This window comes from Streptomyces sp. LaBMicrA B280 (assembly GCF_049222185.1).
Classification (GTDB): domain Bacteria; phylum Actinomycetota; class Actinomycetes; order Streptomycetales; family Streptomycetaceae; genus Streptomyces; species Streptomyces murinus.
In genome coordinates, this window is sequence record NZ_JBMJCT010000064.1 from 57,653 (window position 1) to 79,204 (window position 21,552).

Annotated in this window: 18 protein-coding genes; 12 read left to right on the plus strand and 6 right to left on the minus strand. The window is 73.3% G+C overall.

Features of this window, described 5'->3' with window-relative positions; all coding sequences use genetic code 11:
- Nucleotides 1-3 precede the first annotated feature (3 nt).
- The gene (locus ACLF5H_RS34705) at nucleotides 4-1,404 is read left to right on the plus strand and encodes an ATP-binding protein (RefSeq protein WP_421679980.1); all 1,401 of its coding nucleotides are present in this window, start codon (nucleotides 4-6) and stop codon (nucleotides 1,402-1,404) included.
- On the opposite strand, the gene ACLF5H_RS34710 is transcribed toward ACLF5H_RS34705, so the two are convergent.
- Nucleotides 1,394-2,392: a TAXI family TRAP transporter solute-binding subunit gene (locus ACLF5H_RS34710; RefSeq protein ID WP_421679981.1), complete on the minus strand. Its 999-nt coding sequence runs from the start codon at nucleotides 2,390-2,392 to the stop codon at nucleotides 1,394-1,396. The genes ACLF5H_RS34705 and ACLF5H_RS34710 overlap by 11 nt on opposite strands.
- Nucleotides 2,393-2,526: 134 nt before the next feature.
- Here ACLF5H_RS34710 and ACLF5H_RS34715 point away from each other — a divergent pair, with 134 nt between their 5' ends.
- A complete protein-coding gene (locus tag ACLF5H_RS34715; protein ID WP_421679982.1) occupies nucleotides 2,527-2,955 on the plus strand; it encodes a MazG nucleotide pyrophosphohydrolase domain-containing protein in 429 nt (142 codons plus the stop codon).
- Nucleotides 2,956-3,475: 520 nt separating this feature from the next.
- Here ACLF5H_RS34715 and ACLF5H_RS34720 read toward each other — a convergent pair.
- Complete coding sequence (locus ACLF5H_RS34720) at nucleotides 3,476-3,916, minus strand: MarR family winged helix-turn-helix transcriptional regulator (protein ID WP_421679983.1); 441 nt, start codon at nucleotides 3,914-3,916, stop codon at nucleotides 3,476-3,478.
- Nucleotides 3,917-4,004: 88 nt separating this feature from the next.
- On the minus strand, nucleotides 4,005-4,364 hold the full coding sequence (locus tag ACLF5H_RS34725) for a DUF6204 family protein (RefSeq protein ID WP_421679984.1): 360 nt from the start codon (nucleotides 4,362-4,364) through the stop codon (nucleotides 4,005-4,007).
- 119 nt (nucleotides 4,365-4,483) lie between these two features.
- Between ACLF5H_RS34725 and miaB the strand changes: the two genes are divergently transcribed.
- Both miaB and ACLF5H_RS34735 read left to right on the plus strand, forming a co-directional pair.
- The gene (gene miaB, locus ACLF5H_RS34730; RefSeq protein ID WP_421679985.1) at nucleotides 4,484-6,010 is read left to right on the plus strand and encodes a tRNA (N6-isopentenyl adenosine(37)-C2)-methylthiotransferase MiaB; all 1,527 of its coding nucleotides are present in this window, start codon (nucleotides 4,484-4,486) and stop codon (nucleotides 6,008-6,010) included.
- 104 nt (nucleotides 6,011-6,114) lie between these two features.
- Nucleotides 6,115-6,831 carry a class III extradiol dioxygenase subunit B-like domain-containing protein gene (locus tag ACLF5H_RS34735; RefSeq protein WP_421679986.1) on the plus strand — a complete coding sequence of 239 codons (717 nt, stop codon included), beginning with the start codon at nucleotides 6,115-6,117 and terminating at the stop codon, nucleotides 6,829-6,831.
- Nucleotide 6,832: 1 nt separating this feature from the next.
- Here ACLF5H_RS34735 and ACLF5H_RS34740 read toward each other — a convergent pair whose 3' ends face one another.
- Together ACLF5H_RS34740 and ACLF5H_RS34745 are read right to left on the minus strand one after the other, a co-directional pair.
- The gene (locus ACLF5H_RS34740; RefSeq protein WP_421679987.1) at nucleotides 6,833-7,117 is read right to left on the minus strand and encodes an antitoxin; all 285 of its coding nucleotides are present in this window, start codon (nucleotides 7,115-7,117) and stop codon (nucleotides 6,833-6,835) included.
- 20 nt (nucleotides 7,118-7,137) lie between these two features.
- Nucleotides 7,138-7,299, minus strand: a complete 162-nt coding sequence (locus ACLF5H_RS34745) for a hypothetical protein (protein WP_421679988.1) — start codon at nucleotides 7,297-7,299, stop codon at nucleotides 7,138-7,140.
- A gap of 189 nt (nucleotides 7,300-7,488) precedes the next feature.
- Between ACLF5H_RS34745 and miaA the strand changes: the two genes are divergently transcribed.
- The 6 genes from miaA to hflX all read left to right on the plus strand — a co-directional run bounded on the left by miaA (nucleotide 7,489) and on the right by hflX (nucleotide 16,166).
- The gene (miaA, locus tag ACLF5H_RS34750; protein WP_421679989.1) at nucleotides 7,489-8,427 is read left to right on the plus strand and encodes a tRNA (adenosine(37)-N6)-dimethylallyltransferase MiaA; all 939 of its coding nucleotides are present in this window, start codon (nucleotides 7,489-7,491) and stop codon (nucleotides 8,425-8,427) included.
- 108 nt (nucleotides 8,428-8,535) lie between these two features.
- On the plus strand, nucleotides 8,536-9,168 hold the full coding sequence (locus ACLF5H_RS34755) for a hypothetical protein (RefSeq protein ID WP_421680164.1): 633 nt from the start codon (nucleotides 8,536-8,538) through the stop codon (nucleotides 9,166-9,168).
- Between the two features lie 110 nt (nucleotides 9,169-9,278).
- Nucleotides 9,279-10,148, plus strand: coding sequence for a diaminopimelate epimerase (dapF, locus tag ACLF5H_RS34760; RefSeq protein ID WP_421679990.1), 870 nt, complete (start codon nucleotides 9,279-9,281; stop codon nucleotides 10,146-10,148).
- Between the two features lie 282 nt (nucleotides 10,149-10,430).
- Nucleotides 10,431-12,629: a RelA/SpoT family protein gene (locus ACLF5H_RS34765; RefSeq protein WP_421679991.1), complete on the plus strand. Its 2,199-nt coding sequence runs from the start codon at nucleotides 10,431-10,433 to the stop codon at nucleotides 12,627-12,629.
- Between the two features lie 95 nt (nucleotides 12,630-12,724).
- Nucleotides 12,725-14,455, plus strand: coding sequence for a M1 family aminopeptidase (locus ACLF5H_RS34770; protein WP_421679992.1), 1,731 nt, complete (start codon nucleotides 12,725-12,727; stop codon nucleotides 14,453-14,455).
- Nucleotides 14,456-14,675: 220 nt separating this feature from the next.
- Nucleotides 14,676-16,166, plus strand: coding sequence for a GTPase HflX (hflX, locus tag ACLF5H_RS34775; RefSeq protein WP_148026251.1), 1,491 nt, complete (start codon nucleotides 14,676-14,678; stop codon nucleotides 16,164-16,166).
- Nucleotides 16,167-16,290: 124 nt separating this feature from the next.
- On the opposite strand, the gene ACLF5H_RS34780 is transcribed toward hflX, so the two are convergent.
- Nucleotides 16,291-17,532 (minus strand): trypsin-like serine peptidase, encoded by a 1,242-nt coding sequence (locus ACLF5H_RS34780; RefSeq protein ID WP_421679993.1) that lies wholly within the window; start codon nucleotides 17,530-17,532, stop codon nucleotides 16,291-16,293.
- Between the two features lie 307 nt (nucleotides 17,533-17,839).
- Here ACLF5H_RS34780 and ACLF5H_RS34785 point away from each other — a divergent pair, with 307 nt between their 5' ends.
- Nucleotides 17,840-19,336 carry a diaminobutyrate--2-oxoglutarate transaminase family protein gene (locus ACLF5H_RS34785; protein WP_421679994.1) on the plus strand — a complete coding sequence of 499 codons (1,497 nt, stop codon included), beginning with the start codon at nucleotides 17,840-17,842 and terminating at the stop codon, nucleotides 19,334-19,336.
- Nucleotides 19,337-19,590: 254 nt separating this feature from the next.
- Nucleotides 19,591-21,540 (plus strand): IucA/IucC family protein, encoded by a 1,950-nt coding sequence (locus tag ACLF5H_RS34790; RefSeq protein WP_421679995.1) that lies wholly within the window; start codon nucleotides 19,591-19,593, stop codon nucleotides 21,538-21,540.
- The last annotated feature ends 12 nt before the right edge of the window (nucleotides 21,541-21,552 follow it).

Sequence of the window (21,552 nt, forward strand, 5' to 3'; positions counted from 1 at the left end):
CGGGTGCGCACACGGCTGCTGCCGCTGCTCATCGTCCTGATGGCGGCCGTACTCCTCGCCCTCGGCGTCCCGCTCGCCGTCAGCATGGCCGCCGCCGAGCAACAGCGGGTCGTGGTCGACCGGATCGACGACACGGCACGCTTCGCCGCGCTCGCCCAGTTCGTCACCGAGGGCCCCGGCGGCTCCCGGCGCACCGGCACGGACGAGCGCTGGGAGACCCTGCGCAGCGAACTCGACAGCTACTACGACGTCTACGGCATTCGCGCCGGTGTCTTCTACCGCAACGGCTCCGCCATGGCCAACGCGCCCGGCGACTGGTTCGTACCGCCGTCGGGGGAGGTGCGGGAGGCGTTCGAGGAGGCGCTGCTCAGCCGGCGCAGCCACGACCCCCGGCAGGCGTGGCCCTGGCAGCACAGCCGGCTGGTGGTCGCCTCACCGGTGATCCGGGACGGCGACGTGATCGCGGTCGTCGTCACCGACTCGCCCACCGGGCCGCTGCGGCTGCGGATCCTGCACGGCTGGCTGCTCATCGGGGCCGGTGAGATCGCCGCCATGCTGCTCGCCGTCGGCGCGGCGCTGCGGCTGACCGGCTGGGTGCTGCGGCCGGTACGGGTCCTGGACGCCACCACCCACGACATCGCCACCGGGCGCCTGAAGTCCCGGGTGGCGGCCGCCGGTGGACCCCCCGAGCTCCGGCGCCTGGCCCACTCGTTCAACGAGATGGCGGACCATGTCGAGGAAGTGCTGGAACAGCAGCGCGCCTTCGTCGCGGACGCCTCCCACCAGCTGCGCAACCCGCTGTCCGCGCTGCTGCTGCGCATCGAACTCCTCGCGCTCGAACTCCCGGAGGACAACGAGGAGATCGCCTCGGTGCGCACCGAGGGCAAGCGCCTCGCCCACGTCCTGGACGACCTGCTCGATCTGGCGCTCGCCGAGCACGCCGAGGCCGATCTGAGCCTGACCGACATAGGCGCCCTCACGGAGGAGCGGCTGGCCGCCTGGACACCGGCCGCCGAGGCCCAGGGGGTCCGGCTGACCGGCGACTGCCCGGCCACCACCGGCTGGGCCGACCCGATCACGCTGTCCAGCGCGCTGGACGCGGTGATCGACAACGCGGTGAAGTTCACCCCCGAGGGAGGCGCCGTCGAGGTCTCCGTGTCCTTCGCGGGGGACACCTCAAGAGTCGTCGTCACCGACACCGGACCCGGCCTCACCGAGGAGGAACTCGCGCGCGTGGGCGACCGGTTCTGGCGCAGCGGACGCCATCAGAACGTCAAGGGATCCGGGCTCGGCCTGTCCATCACCCGCGCCCTCCTGGAGGCGGGCGGCGGCTCGATAGCCTATGGCCCGCACGAGCCCCGGGGGCTGCGGGTGACCGTGTCGGTGCCGAGGTTCAGGGCTTGACCGAGCGGTAGTAGCGCCGGGCGCCCTCCTGGAGCGGGAGAGGATCCGTGTAGATGGCGGTGCGCAGGTCCACCAGCTGGGCGGAGTGGACATGGGCGCCGATGCCGTCGCGGCTCTTGATCACGGTGCGGGTCACCCACTCGGTGAGCCGGGGGTCCATGTCCGCGCGGGTCATCAGCAGGTTGGACACCGCGATCGTCGGCACCTCGACGCCGTGCTGGACGCCCGGGTACGCCGACTCGGGCATGTTGGTGGCCCGGTAGTAGCGCGTCTCCTCGCCCTGCGCGTGCAGCGCGGTGACGAGATCGGCGTCGATCGGGATGAACCGGAAGGCGCCCTTCTTGGCCAGCGTGACCAGCCCCTTGGTGGGCAGGCCGCCGGACCAGAAGAACGCGTCGATCCCGCCCCGTTCCAGCCGGTCGGGTCCGGTGTCTATGCCGTCGGCGGCGGGCGTGATGTCCGTCCGCGGATCGATGCCGGCGGCCCGCAGCACCCGGTCGGCGATCAACTTCACCCCCGAGTTGGGCAGCCCGGTCGCGACCCGCTTGTGCCGCAGGTCGTCGATGTCGTGGATGTCCGAGTCGCTGCGCACGACCAGGTGCACGTAGTCGTCGTAGAGGCGGGCCACCCCGCGCAGCTTCCCGGCGCCGCTGCCGTGCCCGAGCTCGTACGTCTGCACCGCGTCCGCCGCCGCGATGGTGAAGTCGGCCTTCCCGGTCGCCACCCGCCGCACGTTCTCCTGGGAGCCCGCGCTGTTGAGGAGCTTCACCTTCAGCCCGGGCATGTCCTTGGCCAGCTCGGTGCGCAGCCGCTCGCCGTACTCCTGGTAGACGCCTTTGGGCGTGCCGGTGCTGAAGACGATCGTCCCGCTCGGCGGCTTCTCGCCCAGCGGCAGCAGCCACCACGCCAGCAGACCGAGGACGACGACACCGGCGGCCGCGACGGGCAGCGCCCGGCGTCCGCCGATCCGGGGGAACAGCTTGGACATGCGGCGATCCTGCCAGGCGGGGTACGACGCTGACCAGGGCCGGTGCTGTGAGGTGGGACGCGGGCCTGGACGGGAGGCGGCACGGGGCGGGGCGCGCGGCGGGCGTTGTCGGTGGGGGCCGTTAGGGTCGACGCATGAGCACTTCGCCCGTCGATCTCGTCCGTGAGTTCCACCGCGCCTTCGGCCTCGATGCCCGCAGCACCCCCACCGAGGTCTCCCCCGAACTGGCCGCCCACCGCTGGGACATGCTCGCCGAGGAGGCCGCCGAGGTCGGCGAGGTCTCGGTCGAGGGCCCGCTGGACAAGCTGGCGCACGAACTGGCGGACGTGGTGTACGTGGCGTACGGCACCGCCCTGGTCCACGGCATCGACCTGGACCAGGTGATCGCCGAGATCCACCGCGCCAACATGAGCAAGATCGGCCCCGACGGACAGATCAGCCGCCGCACCGACGGCAAGGTCCTCAAGGGCGAGCACTACCGGGCACCGGACGTGTCGTCGGTCCTGCGCCGCCAGGGCTGGACACCGGCGGCGCAGGAAGGCGCCGTGGAGACGAGCGCCTAGGGCCGCACGCCCGGATCCTGCCGGGCCCGGCCCCGGGGCCACGGCCCGGGGCGCAGGGCGTGGGGTGCAGGGTGTGGGTGAGCGGCTCGTGGATCTCGGCGGCGGCCGCGTCCGGCGGGGCGGTGCTCCGCTCGGCCAGGGACAGGGCGGCGAGTGCCCGCTGCCGGCTCCCGAAGACGGCGGCGGACCGGGCCGTGGGCCTCATCGCGGCCGACGGCGGCGGCGGCGGACCGGGCCGGGGGTCTCATCGCGGTCTCCACGGCCACCGCGACGATCGGACAGCCCATCGTCCGCCCGCGCGGCGGCGTCCATCAGCCCCCGCGATGAAGTCCCCGGCGCGGCGCCACCACCTCGTCGATGGTCGGCGCCCGCCCGCCGGGGAAGTGGTGGCGCACCGAGCCCCGGGGAGCGCCGCCGGGCGCGAGCGCGACGCTGGGCCCGCTCGCGCAGCAGGGCAGCGCCGCTGAGCACCATCCGGTCCCGGCCGCCGCGCCCGCCCTCGCCGTACGGCGGCCTCGCCTCAGGCCCGCGGCCCGGTACCGCCCAGCCGGGTCAACAGGCCTGCGAGGAGCGGGACTTCCTCCTCTCCCCAGGCCGGGGTGGCGAAGAGATCCTCGGCGGTCTCCTCGGCCGTGGCCAGCATCTCCTTCAGCCGGGCCCGGCCGGTGCCGGTCAGCGACGCATAGGCCACGCGTGCGTCCCGCGCGTCCGGCTCCCGGGTCACCAGTCCGATCCGCTCCAGGGGGGCCAGCGCCCGGGTGACCCCGGAGGCCGTCAGCCCCAGCGCCTCGGCGAGATCGACCCGCCGCATCCGGCCGCCGGGCGCCTGTCCCAGCCGGAGCAGCAGGGTGAAGTCGGCGAGGCTCACTCCGTGCAGGCCGCCGAGCCGGGCGTCGAACCGCCGTACGAGCGCCGCCTGGGCCCGTACGAGACGCAGGGCGGCGTCCAGGGCGTCACTCATGGTCCATGCTCATCCGGAAACAGCTCCTTCGGAGTTCTTGTGGGTTCCTTGAGTAGTCAAGTTTATGAGGTGGATGAACGCGAAGACGTCAGCCCTCGGCCGACCGTGCCGCCCGGCGCCGGCGTTTGCCCAAGGGGGCCTGGGAGAGGTCCTCGGCGGAGGAGCGGAGGTTCTTGAAGCCGTAGCCGCGTTCGGACAGCCAGCTCTTGGCGGCCGTCTCGGCGCGTTCGGTGGCGCCCAGGATGTCCTCCTCCTTCTCGCCGGTGTCGGAGAAGCGGAAGACGAAGGCCGGGCGGGCGGCGATGTCATAGGTCAGGCTGCCCTCGCGGGTGAAGGCGGCGCGCAGCACGTCATGGGCGTCGGCGTCGGCGAGCAGCGCGGCACGCTGGTCGTCGGTGAGGCCGTCGAAGACACCGCGCACGGTGATCCGGAAGGTTCGGGTGTTCATCCCGCGACCTTAGGCATGCCGGGGCGTCGTTCTCCACCTGCTTTTCCCGCCGGTGCCGCAAGCGGACGTGGGCGAGCGGGGCGGCGAAGCCCCTCCCGGGGACCGCCTACCCTTGAACCATGACCAGCAGCAGCGACCGGAGCCCCGCAGTGGACGTGCCCGCACCCAAGAGCTACGAGATCCGCACCTATGGGTGCCAGATGAACGTCCACGATTCCGAGCGATTGGCCGGACTGCTGGAAGAAGCCGGATACGTGCGGGCGCCGGAGGACGCGGACGGCGACGCGGACGTCGTCGTCTTCAACACCTGCGCGGTACGGGAGAACGCCGACAACCGGCTGTACGGCAACCTCGGCCGGCTCGCGCCGCGCAAGGCGTCCCGGCCCGGCATGCAGATCGCGGTCGGCGGCTGCCTGGCGCAGAAGGACCGCGACACCATCGTGCGCAAGGCGCCCTGGGTGGACGTCGTCTTCGGCACGCACAACATCGGCAAACTTCCCGTGCTGCTGGAACGCGCCCGCGTCCAGGAGGAGGCGCAGGTCGAGATCGCCGAGTCGCTGGAGGCGTTCCCCTCCACGCTGCCGACGCGCCGCGAGAGCGCGTACGCCGCCTGGGTCTCGATCTCCGTCGGCTGCAACAACACCTGCACCTTCTGCATCGTCCCGGCGCTGCGCGGCAAGGAGAAGGACCGCCGGCCCGGCGACATCCTCGCCGAGATCGAGACGCTGGTCGCCGAGGGCGTCTCGGAGATCACGCTGCTCGGCCAGAACGTCAACGCGTACGGCTCCGACATGGGCGACCGCGAGGCCTTCAGCAAGCTGCTGCGCGCCTGCGGCGACATCGAGGGCCTGGAGCGGGTCCGGTTCACCTCCCCGCACCCGCGTGACTTCACCGACGACGTCATCGCCGCCATGGCCGAGACGCCGAACGTGATGCCGCAGCTGCACATGCCGCTCCAGTCCGGCTCGGACACGGTCCTCAAGGCGATGCGCCGCTCCTACCGGCAGGAGCGCTACCTCGGGATCATCGAGAAGGTGCGCGCGGCGATCCCGCACGCGGCGATCACCACCGACATCATCGTGGGCTTCCCCGGCGAGACCGAGGCGGACTTCGAGGAGACGCTGCACGCCGTGCGCGAGGCGCGGTTCGCGCAGGCCTTCACCTTCCAGTACTCCATCCGCCCCGGCACGCCGGCCGCGACCATGGAGAACCAGATCCCCAAGGAGGTCGTGCAGGCGCGGTACGAGCGGCTCGTCGCCCTCCAGGAGGAGATCTCCTGGGAGGAGAACAAGAAGCAGGTCGGCCGCACGCTGGAGCTGATGGTCGCGGAGGGCGAGGGCCGCAAGGACGGCGCCACGCACCGGCTCTCCGGGCGTGCCCCCGACAACCGCCTGGTCCACTTCACCAAGCCGGACCAGGAGGTACGGCCCGGCGACGTGGTCACCGTCGAGGTGACGTACGCCGCCCCGCACCACCTCCTCGCCGAGGGCCAGGTCCTCGCCGTGCGCCGCACCCGCGCCGGCGACGCCTGGGAGAAGCGCACCACCGAGGCGGCCGCCGCGCCGACCGGCGTCATGCTGGGCCTCCCGAAGATCGGCGTCCCGGCCCCGCTCCCGGCGGCGACCAGCGGCTGCGGCTGCGACTGAGCGGCGGCCCGGACGGGGCGACGGGCGGCGGCGCCGACACCGGCGGAGCCATCACCCCCTGCCGGGCTGCCCGGCCGGGGCCCTGCCGGGTTACCCTGCCGATCATGCTTGTCGCCGCCGCCGTCTGCCCCTGTCCGCCGCTGCTCGTGCCCGAGGTCGCCGTGGGTGCCGCGCCCGAGATGGACGCCGTGCGTGCGGCCTGTGCGGACGCGCTCGGCGTGCTCGCGGCCGCCCGGCCGGATCTGCTGATCGTCGTCGGGCCCGCAGGACCGGGCGAGGGCGGGGTGTTCCCGCCGGGCGCCCGGGGGTCGTTCAAGGGGTACGGCGTCGACCTGGACGTCCGTCTGGGGGCCGGCGCTCAGCACGCGGCGACGGAGCGCGAGCTGCCGTCCTCGCTGGCCGTCGGCGCCTGGTTGCTGGAGCGCACCGGCCGGGCGGACGCCCCGGTCGAGGGCCTCGGCGCGGAGGAGACGCTCCCGCCCGAGCGGTGCGCCGAGATCGGGCGGGAACTCGCGGAGCGCGCCGATCGCGCGGCCCTGCTCGTGCTGGGTGACGGCAGCGCGTGCCGCACCGTCAAGGCCCCGGGTTACCTGGACGAACGCGCGGCCCCGTACGACACCGCGGCCGCCCGCGCCCTGGCCGCGGCCGACCTTCCCGCCCTGCTCTCCCTGGACGCCGCCCTCGCCCGCACCCTGAAGTCATCGGGCCGCGCCCCCTGGCAGATCCTGGCCGGCGCCGCCGAGGGCACGGACCTCGGCGGCGGGCTGCTGTACGAGGACGCGCCGTACGGGGTGGGGTACTTGGTCGCCACCTGGTCCTAGCTCATGAGGCCGGCGGCGGCCCCTGCGGCGGCGTGGGCGGCTTCGGCTCCGCGCCCGGTGTGCCGTCCGGATGCTCGTCCATGTGCGCCAGGCGGTCCATGGCGTCCTTCGCCTTGCCCGTGCCCGCCTGGATCTTGTCGCTGTACTTGTGCTTGGTGCGCTCGTCGACGGCCTTGGCCGCCTTGTCGAGACCCTCGGACACCTTGTCGCCGTGCTGGCGCGCGAGGTCGGACACCTTGTCCTTGGCCGGGCCGAGCTTGGCCTTCATGTTGTCGAACAGACCCATGATCCACCTTCCCTCGCGGGTTACTTGCTGACGCCCTTGGCGGACTGCTGCCGGGGGATCTGGGTGGCCTCGGACGTCTCGTCCGCGCCGGTCGCCTCCACCGGCTCCGTCTCCTCCGCCTCGGCCGCCTCCACCGACGCCTGCCGAGTCGTCTTCGACCTGCCCAGGAGCCGTGAAATCATGCCCATATCCACTCCATACGGTACTCGCGCGGGCGAATTCCCGCGTCACACGGTGCGTACGGCCACGCCACCCGGGTCACCGCCTCGCACGGCCCGCACCGGACACCTCGACCCGGGCAACGACCCGGCGACCGGCTCCGTCACGTAACTCGTTCGAGACCCCGCCGCGAGGTTTGCGAGACTGGTGCGGTGAGCAGCGCATCCCCCGCCCCCCGCGTCATCGCCGTCGTCGGACCCACCGCGGCCGGAAAGTCCGATCTCGGCGTCTTCCTGGCCCAGCAACTCGGCGGCGAGGTCGTCAACGCCGACTCGATGCAGCTGTACCAGGGGATGGACATCGGCACCGCCAAGCTGACACCCGAGGAGCGCGGCGGCGTACCTCACCACCTCCTGGACGTCTGGGACGTCACGGCCACCGCCTCGGTCGCCGAGTACCAGAAGCTGGCCCGCGGCCACATCGACGCGCTGCTCGCCGAGGGCCGCTGGCCGATCCTCGTCGGCGGCTCCGGGCTGTACGTCCGCGGGGCCGTCGACAACCTGGAGTTCCCCGGCACCGACCCCGAGGTCCGCGCCCGCCTGGAGGAGGAGCTGGCCCTGCGCGGCTCCGGCGCCCTGCACGCCCGGCTGGCCGCCGCCGACCCCGAGGCCGCGCGCGCGATCCTGCCCGGCAACGGCCGCCGTATCGTCCGCGCCCTGGAGGTGATCGAGATCACCGGCCAGCCCTTCACCGCCAACCTCCCGGGCCATGACTCCGTCTACGACACGATCCAGATCGGCGTCGACGTGGCCCGCCCGGAGCTGGACGACCGGATCACGCGCCGTGTCGACCGGATGTGGGACGACGGTCTCGTGGACGAGGTGCGCGCCCTGGAGGCGCGGGGGTTGCGCGAGGGGCGCACGGCCTCGCGCGCGCTGGGATACCAGCAGGTGCTCGCGGCGCTGGCCGGTGAGTGCAGCGAAGCGGAGGCGCGCGCCGAGACCGTGCGCGCCACCAAGCGTTTCGCGCGCCGCCAGGATTCCTGGTTCCGCCGCGACCCCCGTGTGCACTGGCTGAGCGGCGCCGAAGCCGACCGCGGGGAACTTCCGGGGCAGGCCCTGACGTTGGTCGAACGACCGGTCACAGCCTGATCACGTGATGGCATCGGGATGCGCCGCCGGTCATCGGCGCCTTCGGGGCCGTGCCATCATCGTGCTTCGATCGACCAAGTGGAGTCCTAGTTGGGAGGGCGCGTGGCGATGGAGGCCGGCCCTCGCGACACCGCACCGGGTGCCGAGCGCGTCACCACCGAGGGTGACCGACCGGACCAGGACGAGGGTCCCCAAGAGGATCTCCGCGAGGACCTCGTCGAGGACCTGGGGGAAGATCGTCGGGAGGACCTCGACGAGGCCCTCGACGACGGCCTCGTGCCCGAGGGCGAACATCCCCTCGTGGAAGCCGAGGCCGAGGACCGGCTCGCCGACGACGGGCCCGACGAGACCACGGACGGTGTGACCGAGGACGGTCCGGCGCCCGAGGAGATGTACACGAGCGGCCCCGAGGTCGAGGTCGAGCTGCGCCCGCAGCGCCGACTGCGCATCTGGCAGCTCGCGCCGATCGTGGGACTGTCCGCCGTCGGCTCCCTGATGTTCGCCTTCCCGCTCGCCTTCGACGGCGACAGCGGCGCGGTCATCGCCATGCTCGGCCTGCTGATCTGCTCCTGCGCCGCGGGCTGGGGCATGATGGCCGCCCGCCGCGTGGGCTACACCTGGCCCGGTCTGTCCCCGCGCGGCTCCGGCCGCCGCCCGGACTGGCGCGTCGTCCTCGGCTACGCCCTGCTGGTCGCCGTGGTGGCCGTACTCGCCGTGTGGCGCGTGGCCCGACTGCGCTGACCACACCGGGCCAGGCCCACAGGGCCAGCCCCCCCCGCAGCACCCGGGGTCCCCGCAGCCCCCGTGATCGTCGTCGAACCTCTGTCGTACCGACCCCGTACGATCGAGGAATGAGCACGCGGATCGCCTTCCTCAAGGGGCACGGCACGGAGAACGACTTCGTGATCGTCCCCGACCCCGACAACGCCATCGAGCTGTCCCCGGCCGCCGTGGCCGCCCTGTGCGACCGCCGGGCCGGCATCGGCGGCGACGGTGTGCTGCACGTGGTGCGCTCCGCCGCGCACCCCGAGGCGCGGGAGCTGGTCGGCGAGGCCGAGTGGTTCATGGACTACCGCAACAGCGACGGCTCGATCGCGGAGATGTGCGGCAACGGCGTCCGCGTCTTCGCCCACTACCTCCAGCACGCCGGGCATGTCGCCGAGGGCGACCTCACCATCGCCACGCGCGGTGGCGTCAAGAGCGTGCACATCGCCAAGGACGGGGACGTGACCGTCGGCATGGGCGTCGCGCGCCTGCCCGAGGGGGAGGTCACGGTGCGTGTCGGCGAGCGCGGCTGGCCCGCGCGGAACGTCAACATGGGCAATCCGCACGCGGTCGCCTTCGTGGCCGACCTCGCGCACGCCGGTGACCTGTACAGCCCGCCGCCGGTCAGCCCCGAGGGCGCCTACCCGGACGGGGTCAACGTCGAGTTCGTCGTGGACCGCGGCCCCCGCCATGTCGCGATGCGGGTGCACGAGCGCGGCTCCGGCGAGACCCGCTCCTGCGGCACCGGCGCCTGCGCCGTCGCCGTGGCCGCCGCCCGCCGCGACGGCGCCGACCCGGCCGTCACCGGCACCCCCGCGACGTACACCGTGGACGTACCCGGCGGCCGCCTGGTCATCACCGAACGGCCGGACGGACAGATCGAGATGACCGGACCCGCGGTGATCGTCGCCGAAGGCGCGATCGACGGCGAGTGGCTGGAAAACGCGCTTCGCTGACCTGCCGAAACCGCCCTCGCGACGGCCTCGGGCATCCGGAGCAGCGGTTCCGGTGGCCGGGGCCGGATCGAATCCACGGACGAGGCCAGGGCAGGTGGCGCAAAACTTAAACCTCCTTTTCGTCGCTCGAATGGGTGATCCGTTTCACGCTCGGCGAGAGGCGGTCTGTCGCACGTGATGGGCTCGGTAGCATCAAGCACCGGCACGGACGGGGGAGCGTCGGCACCCTGAGCCGCGCATGCCCTGGGGATCCGTCCGCCGGTCCACGAGCCGGAGGTGCCCATGAGTGCGGAGGCCACGAACCCTTCGACCCCGGTCCCGGTAGTGCCCACGGCCGCGACGGCCGCCGTGGCACCCGCGTCGGTGCGCCGGAAGTCCCGGCCCAGGATCGATCTGCGCCGGCTCGGCCGGGCCGCGCTGCTCGGGCCGAACGCCCGGGACAGACTGCCCGACGCGATCGGCCATGTGGTGGAGGCGCACCGCGCCCACCATCCCGACGCCGACCTCGAACCTCTGCGCCGCGCCTACGTGTTGGCCGAATCCTCGCACCGCGGCCAGACGCGCAAGAGCGGCGAGCCGTACATCACGCATCCGCTCGCCGTGACCCTCATCCTCGCCGAACTCGGCGCCGAGACCACGACCTTGACGGCCTCGCTGCTGCACGACACCGTCGAGGACACCGAGGTGACGCTGGATCAGGTGCGCGAGCAGTTCGGCGAGGAGGTCCGCTACCTGGTCGACGGCGTCACCAAGCTGGAGAAGGTCGACTACGGGGCCGCCGCCGAACCCGAGACCTTCCGCAAGATGCTCGTGGCCACCGGCAGCGACGTCCGCGTGATGTCGATCAAACTCGCCGACCGGCTGCACAACATGCGCACCCTCGGTGTGATGCGCCGCGAGAAACAGGAGCGGATCGCGGGCGTCACCCGCGACGTCCTCATCCCGCTCGCCGAACGCCTCGGCGTCCAGGCGCTGAAGACCGAACTGGAGGACCTGGTCTTCGCCATCCTCCACCCCGAGGAGTACGAGCACACCAGGGAACTCATCGCGGAGAACGCGGCCCGCACCGCCGATCCGCTCGCGGTGGTCGCCGAGGAGATGCGCGGGGTGCTGCGCGAGGCCGGGATCTCCGCCGAAGTCCTCATCCGCCCGCGCCACTTCGTCTCCGTGCACCGAGTGGCGCGTAAGCGCGGGCAGTTGCGGGGTGCCGACTTCGGCCGGCTGCTGGTGCTGGTGGGCGAGGACGCCGACTGTTACGGCGTGCTGGGCGAGTTGCACACCTGTATGACGCCGGTGGTCTCGGAGTTCAAGGACTTCATCGCGGTGCCCAAGTTCAACCTGTACCAGTCGCTGCACACGGCCGTCGCCCGCCCCGACGGCCAGGTGGTCGAAGTCCTCATCCGCACCCACCAGATGCACAAGGTCGCCGAGGCCGGTGTCGTCGCGCTCGGCAACCCCTACGCCTCCGCCGCGGACGTCTCCGCCACCGACGGCCCGGGCGCCGACGACCCCGCCGACGGCGAGCGCGCCGACCCCACCCGGCCCGGCTGGCTCTCCCGCCTCCTGGAGTGGCAGCAGGCCGCACCCGACCCGGACACCTTCTGGTCGACCCTGCGCGAGGACCTCGCCCAGGACCGGGAGATCACCGTCTTCCGCCCGGACGGCGGCACCCTGGGCCTGCCCGAGGGCGCCAGTTGCGTGGACGCCGCCTACGGGCAGTACGGCGAGGACGCGCACGCCTGTATCGGCGCCCGCGTCAACGGCCGCCTGGCCACGCTGAGCACGGTCCTGAAGGACGGCGACACCGTCGAGCTCCTCATGGGCCAGGACCCCGCCTCGGAGCCCTCCCGGGAGTGGCTGGAGCACGCCCACACCCCGGCCGCCCGCATCGCCATCCAGCGCTGGCTGACCACGCACCCCGGCGGCGGCGCCCCCGCCGACGAGCCGGCCGGGTATCGCGCCGACGCCGACTTCCGCGAACGGCGTGCCCATGAGTCCGGGCCCGGTGGACGCCCCCAGGGCGCCGACGTCCGCACCGACCGCCCCGGCGCGGCCGTACGCCTCGCCGGATGCTGTACGCCCGTGCCGCCCGACGAGATCACCGGCTTCCCGGTACGCGGGGGCGTGGTGACCGTGCACCGGGTGGAGTGCGTCGCGGTGGCGCACATGAAGAGCCGGGGGCGCACGGAGATCGGGGTGCGCTGGGGGGAGAGCACCGCGTGCCGGGTCACCCTGGTCGCCGAATCGTTCGGCCGCCGGGGTCTGCTCGCCGACCTCACCGAGGCCATCGCGCTGGCGGGCGGCGACATCGTCTCCGCCACGGTGGAACCACCGAGCGAGCAGCGGGTGCGCCATACCTACACCCTCCAGCTCCCGGACGCCGCGGGCCTGCCGTCCCTCATGCGCGCCATGCGCGACGTCCCGGGCGTCTACGACGTGAGCCGCACCCAGAACCAGGCAGCGGAGCCGCGGATTCCGTAGCGGCCCCGCCGGGCCGCTCACCGCGGGCAATCCGTTCGGGTGGGCCGGGCGCGCGTCGCCGCCGTACGGCGGGCGGGCGCTGGTAGCGGTGGTCCATGCTGCTCAACCCCCGCCACCGGTCCACCCCTGCCCCCGCCTCCGGCGACCGGGCGGCCCCTGCCCCCGCCTCCGGCGACCGGTCCGCTCCTGCCCCCGCCCTTCGCGACCGGTCCACCCCCGCTCCCGTCTCCGGCGACCGATCGGCCCCCGCTCCCGCCCCCCACGACCGGTCCGCCCCTGTCGCCGCCTCCCGGGACCGGTCCACCCCCGCTCCCGCCCCCCGGCAGCGGACGGCCCCCCGTCGCCGTAAGGCCGTCCTGCTCGCCTCCGCCGCCTCCGTCTGTTCGCTGTGCCTGCTCGGGGCCGCCGCTCCGCCCGTGCCGCTCGGCGTCGGCGACCGGCTGTACCCGACGCTGGGCAACCCCGGATACGACGTCGCGTCGTACGACGTGGACCTCACCTATCCCGGCGCCAACGACAAGCCGCTCCAGGCCGTCACCACCATCGACGCCTGGGTCACCGCCGACCTGGACCGCCTCAACCTGGACTTCGCGCGCGGCACCGTCCGCTCCGTCGAGGTCGACGGCGTCCCCGCGGACTTCCAGAGCGCCGGGGAGGACCTGGTCGTCACCCCCGTCCAGCCGCTGCGCCGGGGCGACTGGGTCCGGATCACCGTGCGGCACACCAGCGACCCCCGGCCCACCGAGGACCAGAAGGGCGACGGCGGCTGGGTGCCCACCACCGACGGACTCGTCATGGCGAACCAGGCCGACGCCGCCCACCTGGTCTTCCCGTGCAACGACCACCCCTCGGACAAGGCGATGTTCACCTTCCGGGTCACCGCGCCCAACGCCTACACCGTGGTCGCCAACGGCCTGCCCACCGGATCGCGGCGCACCGGCTCCAGCACCACCTGGACCTATCGCACCGAGCACCCCATGGCCACCGAACTGGCCCAGGTCTCCATCGGCCGCTCCGCCGTGCCGCGCCGCGAGGGCCCCCACGGACTGCCCCTGCGCGACGTCGTGCCCAGCGCCGACCGCAAGACCCTCGAACCCTGGCTCGCCAAGACGCCCGACCAGATCGCCTGGATGGAGGGCAAGGTCGGCCCGTACCCCTTCGAGACGTACGGCGTGATCATGGCGAACGCCACCACCGGGTTCGAACTGGAGACACAGACCCTCTCGCTCTTCGAGAAGAAGCTGTTCACCGAGCCCGCCTACCCCAAGTGGTACGTCGAGTCGGTCATGGTGCACGAGCTGTCCCACCAGTGGTTCGGCGACAGCGTCAGCCCCGCCTCCTGGTCCGACGTATGGCTGAACGAGGGCCACGCGACCTGGTACGAGGCCCTGTATGCGGAGGAGAAGGGCCACCAGCCGATGATCGACCGGATGAAGGCCGCCTACGCCGCCTCCGACGGCTGGCGCGCCTCCGGCGGCCCGCCCGCCCTGCCCAAGCTGCCCGCGCCCGGCCAGAAGATCAGCATCTTCCGGCCCAGCGTCTACGACGGCGCGGCCCTCGCCCTCTACGCCCTGCGGCAGGAGATCGGCCGCCCCGCCTTCGAGCGCCTGGAACGGCTCTGGGTCCGCGACCACCGCGACGCCAACGCCTCCACCGACGACTACATCGCCCTGGCCTCCGAGGTCGCCGGCCGGGACCTGAGCGGCTTCCTGCACGACTGGCTGTACGGCGAGAAGACCCCGCCGATGCCCGGCCACCCGGACTGGAAGCCGGCCGACCCGCCCGCGCAGTCCGCGAAGGCGGCCAAGCGGCCGGCCCGCAGATGAGCCCGCGGACGGCGCCCCGGCCCCGGGAGACCGGGGCGGCGGCGCCGCGGCCCCGCGATAACGCCGTGACGCGACGCGCCGCCACGTGCGACCATCTTCGGGTCGGCGCCGCGCGGGACACGGGAATCTCCCGGGGTACCCGAGCGTTGACCATGACGAGCGGCCCCGCCGGACCGCCGTACCGACGCCGCCACGGCACTCCCATCGACGTAAGGATCCAATGACCTCCTCTTCTTCCCCTTCCCAGGACGCCAAGCGCACGGCGCACGCCTACCCCGAGGGTCTTCGGGCCGATGCCCTGATGGAAGAGGACGTCGCCTGGAGCCACGAGATCGACGGAGAGCGGGACGGCGAGCAGTTCGACCGCTCCGAGCGCGCGGCCCTGCGCCGCGTGGTGGGTCTGTCCACCGAGCTGGAGGACGTCACCGAGGTCGAGTACCGCCAGCTCCGCCTGGAGCGGGTCGTGCTCGTCGGCGTGTGGACCACCGGCACCGTGCAGGACGCCGACAACTCCCTCGCGGAGCTGGCCGCCCTCGCGGAGACGGCGGGCGCCCTCGTGCTCGACGGCGTCATCCAGCGCCGCGACAAGCCCGACGCGGCCACCTACATCGGCTCCGGCAAGGCTCTGGAGCTGCGCGACATCGTCATGGAGACGGGCGCGGACACCGTGATCTGCGACGGTGAACTGAGCCCCGGCCAGCTGATCCAGCTGGAGGACGTCGTCAAGGTCAAGGTCATCGACCGCACCGCCCTGATCCTGGACATCTTCGCCCAGCACGCCAAGTCCCGTGAGGGCAAGGCGCAGGTCGCGCTCGCCCAGATGCAGTACATGCTGCCGAGGCTGCGCGGCTGGGGCCAGTCGCTGTCCCGGCAGATGGGTGGCGGTCGCGGCGGCCTCGCCACGCGTGGTCCCGGTGAGACCAAGATCGAGACGGACCGGCGCCGGATCCGCGAGAAGATGGCGAAGATGCGCCGCGAGATCGCGGACATGAAGACCGGCCGCGAGATCAAGCGCCAGGAGCGCCGCCGCAACAAGGTGCCCTCCGTCGCCATCGCCGGTTACACCAACGCCGGCAAGTCCTCCCTGCTCAACCGCCTCACCGGCGCGGGCGTCCTGGTCGAGAACGCGCTGTTCGCGACCCTGGACCCGACCGTGCGCCGCGCGGAGACCCCGAGCGGCCGGCTGTACACCCTGGCGGACACCGTCGGCTTCGTCCGGCATCTGCCCCACCACCTGGTCGAGGCGTTCCGCTCCACCATGGAGGAGGTCGGCGACTCCGACCTGATCCTGCATGTGGTGGACGGCTCGCACCCGGTCCCCGAGGAGCAGCTCGCCGCCGTGCGCGAGGTCATCCGGGACGTCGGCGCCACCGGCGTGCCCGAGATCGTCGTGATCAACAAGGCGGACGCGGCCGACCCGCTGGTCCTCCAGCGGCTGCTGCGCGTCGAGAAGCGCTCCATCGCCGTCTCGGCCCGCACCGGCCAGGGCATCGCCGAGCTGCTCGCGCTCATCGACGAGGAGCTGCCGCGCCCCGAGGTCGAGGTCGAGGCGCTGGTGCCGTACACCCACGGCAAGCTGGTCGCCCGCGCCCACACCGAGGGCGAGGTGATCTCCGAGGAGCACACCGCGGAGGGCACCCTGCTCAAGGTCCGGGTGCACGAGGAACTGGCGGCGGACCTGGCGCCGTACACGCCGGTCTCCGCGGCCTGACCCACGGCAGCACGAAGGCCCGCCACCCCCTCGGGGGCGGCGGGCCTTCGCCGTACAGACGTACAGACGTACAGGTCTACGGTCCTACAGCCCTACGGTCAGACAGCCCTACGGTCCGTAGGGCTTACCGCCCGGCGAACTTGTCGCTGACCGACTTGTACACGCCCTTGGCCACATCACCGAAGCGGGGACCCGCCAGCCAGCCGGACGTCACCGGGCCGATCGAGGTGTTGGACACCAGCTCGGGCTTGCCGTCCGAACCGGTCTCCACCCAGCCGCCGCCGGAGGCGCCACCGGTCATGGTGCAGCCGATCCGGTACATCGTCGGGTCGGCCTGGTTCATCGACAGCCGCCCCGGCTTGTCCGCGCACTGGTACAGGAGCTGGCCGTCGTACGGCGCCGCCGCCGGGTAGCCCGAGGCCGTCATGTCCCGCACCTTCGGCACGGCGGGCGCGTCGAAGTCCACCGGCAGCGCCCCGCCGACGGTCTCCTCCAGCGACTTGCCGCCGTTGCCCTGCTCCGGCGTCACATGGATGACCGCGAAGTCGTACGGCGCCCCGTCGCCACCGGTCTCGCCGCCCTTGTCGATCCACTGCTGGGAGGTCTGCGCCGCGTCCGCCCACCAGACGCCGTACGGGGCGATCTGCTCCCGGGAGGCGTGCTGGAGCTGGTCGACCGACTGGGCCGCGTTGTTGTACGACGGCACGAAGGCGAGGTTGCGGTACCAGCCGCCGCTCTTGCCGGCGTGCACACAGTGGCCCGCCGTCCACACCAGGTTGGACTTGCCCGGGTGCGCGGGGTCCTCCACGACCGTGCCCGAGCAGACCATGTGGCCCTCGGGGGAGTCGAAGAACACCTTGCCCGAGGTGGCCGCGTTGGCGTGGTAAGGCGCCGTGACCTGCCGCGCCTTCACCGGCTGCGGGGTCGGGTCGGTCACGCCCTGGTCACCGGAGATGTCGTTGTCGTGGACGCCCTTGTCCGGGTCGCCCGCGTGCCGCATCCGGTCCGGGTCCCACAGGCCCTTGATGATCGGGTTGATGAAGTCGTTGGCCTCGCGCAGCCAGTCCTTGCGGTTCCAGTCCTTCCAGGCGCCGTTCTTCCACTTGTCGATGTCGATCCCGTGCTCCTTGAGCTTCTGGCGCACATCGTCCGGGATCTTGATCTTTCCGTCGCCGGTGCCGGCCGCCGCGGCGGAGGCGGACGGATTGCCGTCGGCTTGGTCGTCGCCGTTGCAGGCGGTGGCGGTCAGCGCCAGTGCCGAGGCGAGGGCGACCGCCGCCAGCGAGGTCGAGGCGCGGCGGGTGCGGATGCCCCTTCCTCTGCCCCTTCCTTGCCGGTCGGTGGACGACGGCCGTATGGATCGCATGCTCGTGACTCCCCGTGTGGTGACGGAACTTCGGCGCTCGGCCAGGGCATCGGCGGCCCTCTCAAGGAGAGTTCGGGCCGGTGCCATGACCTTTCGGAACGGCATCACACCCTATGCGTTCGGCGCCCTGGACTTTTGCCGGTACGGCAACGGTTTCGCTACGAGCGGCGCGCGGACCGGCACAACGATCCGGGGCGAGGCCGTGACCCCGGTGGCCGGTGAGCGGTTGTAGGCGGCGGGGGGCCCGCTGCCTGTCCTTGGTCCCCGTGGATCAACTCGCCTGTTTACAGCGGGAGGACAGCCAGCCGTGGCCGTGACCGAGTCGTTGGCGGAAGAAGCGCACGGGCCGGCCGGTGCCGTGCACGAGGGGATCCTGCGGCGCCAGTCGGCGCGCGAGTCCTCGGCGCGCACCTACGCACGGGCCCTGCCCATCGTGCCCGTGCGGGCGCGCGGGCTGACCATCGAGGGCGCGGACGGCCGCCGCTATCTGGACTGCCTCTCCGGCGCGGGCACCCTCGCGCTCGGCCACAACCATCCGGTGGTCCTGGCGGCCGTGCGCCAAGTCCTGGACTCCGGGGCCCCGTTGTCGGTCCTCGACCTCGCGACCCCGGTCAAGGACGCGTTCATCACCGAGCTGTTCCGCACCCTCCCGCCGGGTCTCGCCGGACGGGCGCGGGTGCAGTTCTGCGGACCGGCCGGGACGGACGCCGTCGAGGCCGCGCTCAAACTCGTCCGGACCGCGACCGGCCGCAGCGGTGTCCTCGCCTTCACCGGCGCGTACCACGGCATGACGGCCGGCGCGCTGGCCGTCTCCGGGGGCGCGCCCGAGGTCCAGGCCACCCGCTTGCCCTACCCCCAGGACTACCGCTGCCCCTTCGGCGTCGGCGGCCCGCGCGGCGCCGAACTCGCCGCCCGCTTCACCGAGTCGCTGCTGGACGACCCCAAGTCCGGGGTGCCGCTGCCCGCCGGGATGATCCTCGAACCGGTGCAGGGCGAGGGCGGGGTGCTCCCGGCCCCGGACGACTGGCTGCGCCGGATGCGCCGCCTGACCGCGGACCGCGCGATCCCGCTGATCGCCGACGAGGTGCAGACCGGCGTCGGCCGCACCGGCGCCTTCTGGGCCGTCGACCACAGCGGCATCACCCCCGATGTCATGGTCCTCTCCAAGGCCATCGGCGGCAGCCTCCCGCTGGCCGTCATCGTCTACCGCGACGACCTCGACGTCTGGCAACCGGGCGCCCACGCGGGCACGTTCCGCGGCAACCAGCTCGCGATGGCGGCGGGCACGGCGACGCTGGCGTACGTCCGGGAGAACGGTCTCGCGGAGCGGGCGGGGCGGCTCGGGACCCGGTTGATGGAGCAACTGCGGTCGGACATCGGCGGGTTGGCGTGCGTGGGCGAGGTCAGGGGGCGGGGGCTGATGATCGGGGTGGAACTGGTGGAACCGGAGGGGACGCCGGGGGAGTCGGCGGGGGAGCCGACGGCCGGTGAAGGGTCCTCCGGCATGGAACCCGGTGCCTACGACTTCGACACTGCGCCCGCCCGCGCACCCCGGCCCGCCGCCCCCGGACTCGCCGCCGCCGTCCAGCGCGAGTGCCTGCGCCGGGGGCTCATCGTGGAGCTCGGCGGCCGGCACTCCTCGGTGGTCCGGCTGCTGCCGCCGCTGACCATCAGCGACGAGCAGACGGCGGCCGTGCTGGACCGGCTGACGGACGCGGTGGCGGCGGTGGCCCGGGCCGAGGAGAGGCACGGCCCCCGAGCGGGCCGCGGACACGACCTGGACCCGGGCACGAGCACGGACTGACCGGCCGGGCCGTCGCGCCGCCCCGGCCACCCCAGCCGCCCGATCGACCGACCGCCCCGAGACCGCCGACGACCCCGGGCCGCCACCCGGTGCCCGTGCGACCGCCTCCGGCCACCGCACGGCCCCGGCCCACGCCACACCGCCGTACCGCCGTACCCGCCCCGCCCCGCCCCCGCACCAGAGCAGCCGCCTCCCCCGACCTCGCCGAACCGGGCCCCGCCGCCCCGGCCCCGCACACCTCCCGAGGAGCCGACTTGACCGCCACCCCCACCCCCGACGGCCGTTCCGGCGCCCCCGACGAACCGGGCGCCGCCGGGACCGGAGCGCCGTACGCCGAGGCGGTTCCGCAGCAGCGCCGGCGGATCGTGGACCCGAGCCGGTGGACCGAGCCCGGCGCGGAGCCGCTGGACGATCCCGACGCCTCGGCCGCAGCCCAGGCCGCCGCCGTGGAGAACCTGCTGCGCTGCTGGGTGCGGGAGACCGGCCTGCGCGCCCCGACGACCGGCACCCTGCGCATCGTGCTGCCCGCCACCGGCACCTGTCTGCTCGCCCCGGTCCGGTACTGGTCCCCGGCCGGCTGGCACCGCTTCGGACCGCCCCGGTTCGCCGACGCGCCCGAGACCGCCCCGCCCGTCGACGCCGTCACCCTCGCGGCGCTGCTCACCAGGGAGAGCACGGGCGGTGACGACGGCGACCTCGTGGCCCGGGTCGCCGACTCCCTCCGTCGTACCGCCGTCTTCATCCGTGACCGGCGCGCCCGCCCCGCCGACGGCCCCGACCTCTTCCTCGGCGCCGAACAGGCCCTCCTCCTCGGCCACCCCCTGCACCCGACCCCCAAGAGCCGCGAGGGCCTGACCGAGGCCGAGGCCGGCCTCTACTCACCGGAGACGCGCGGCTCCTTCCCGCTGCACTGGCTGGCCGTGGCCCCCTCGCTGCTCGCCACCGACTCGGCCTGGACCGAGCGCGGCCGCCCCGTCCCCGCCGACCACCTCACCCGGCATCTCGCGGGCGCCGCCCTGCCCCTGCCCGACGGATACACCGCCCTGCCGCTGCACCCCTGGCAGGCCCGCGAGGTACGGCACCGCGCGCCCGTCGCCGCGCTGCTGGACGCGGGACTCCTCAGGGACCTCGGCCCGGTCGGCCCCGGCTGGCACCCCACCTCCTCCGTGCGCACCGTCCACCGCTCCGGCGCCCCCGCGATGCTCAAGCTGTCGCTGGGCCTGCGCATCACCAACTCCCGCCGGGAGAACCTGCGCAAGGAACTGCGGCGCGGCGTCGAGGTGCACCGGCTGCTGCGCGCGGGCCTGTTCAAGCAGTGGCAGGCCGCCCACCCCGGCTTCGACATCGTGCGCGACCCGGCCTGGCTCGCCGTGGACGACCCCGACGGGCGGCCGGTGCCCGGCCTCGACGTGATGATCCGGCACAACCCCTTCACCCCGGCCGACGACGCCGGCTGCCTCGCGGGACTGATCTCACCCCGGCCGCTCACCGAAGCCACCGCCCTCGACCCCGGCGCCCCCTCCGACCCCGGCACCCCCTGTACTTCCGGAACCCCCGGCGCCCCCGGAACCCCCTTCCCTCCCATGCGCTCCCGGCTCGCCCTGCTCGTCGCCCGGCTCGCCGCCCGCACCGGCCGTCCCGTCGCCGCCGTCGCCACGGAGTGGTTCCTGCGCTACCTGGAGCAGGTCGTACGCCCCGTTCTCTGGCTGGACGCCGAGGCGGGCATCGCCCTCGAAGCGCACCAGCAGAACACCCTCGTCCTGCTCGACCGCGACGGCTGGCCCGGGGGCGGCCGCTACCGGGACAACCAGGGCTACTACTTCCGCGCGTCCCGCCGCGCCGAACTCGACGCCCGGCTGCCCGGCATCGGCGAGCACAGCGACACCTTCGTCCCCGACGAGGTCACCGACGAACGCTTCGCCTACTACCTCGCCGTCAACAACGTCCTCGGCCTGATCGGCGCCCTCGGCTCCCAGCATCTCGCCGACGAACGCCTGCTGCTCGCCGCGTTCCGCCGCTTCCTCACCGGCCTCGCCACCGGCCCCGCGGCCCTGCGCACCCCCCTGCCCGCCCGGCTGCTCGACTCACCCGTCCTGCGCTGCAAGGCCAACCTGCTGACCCGGCTGCACGGCCTGGACGAACTCGTCGGCCCGGTCGACACCCAGTCCGTGTACGTCACCATCGCCAACCCCCTGCACCCGTAAGGCCCTTGGGCA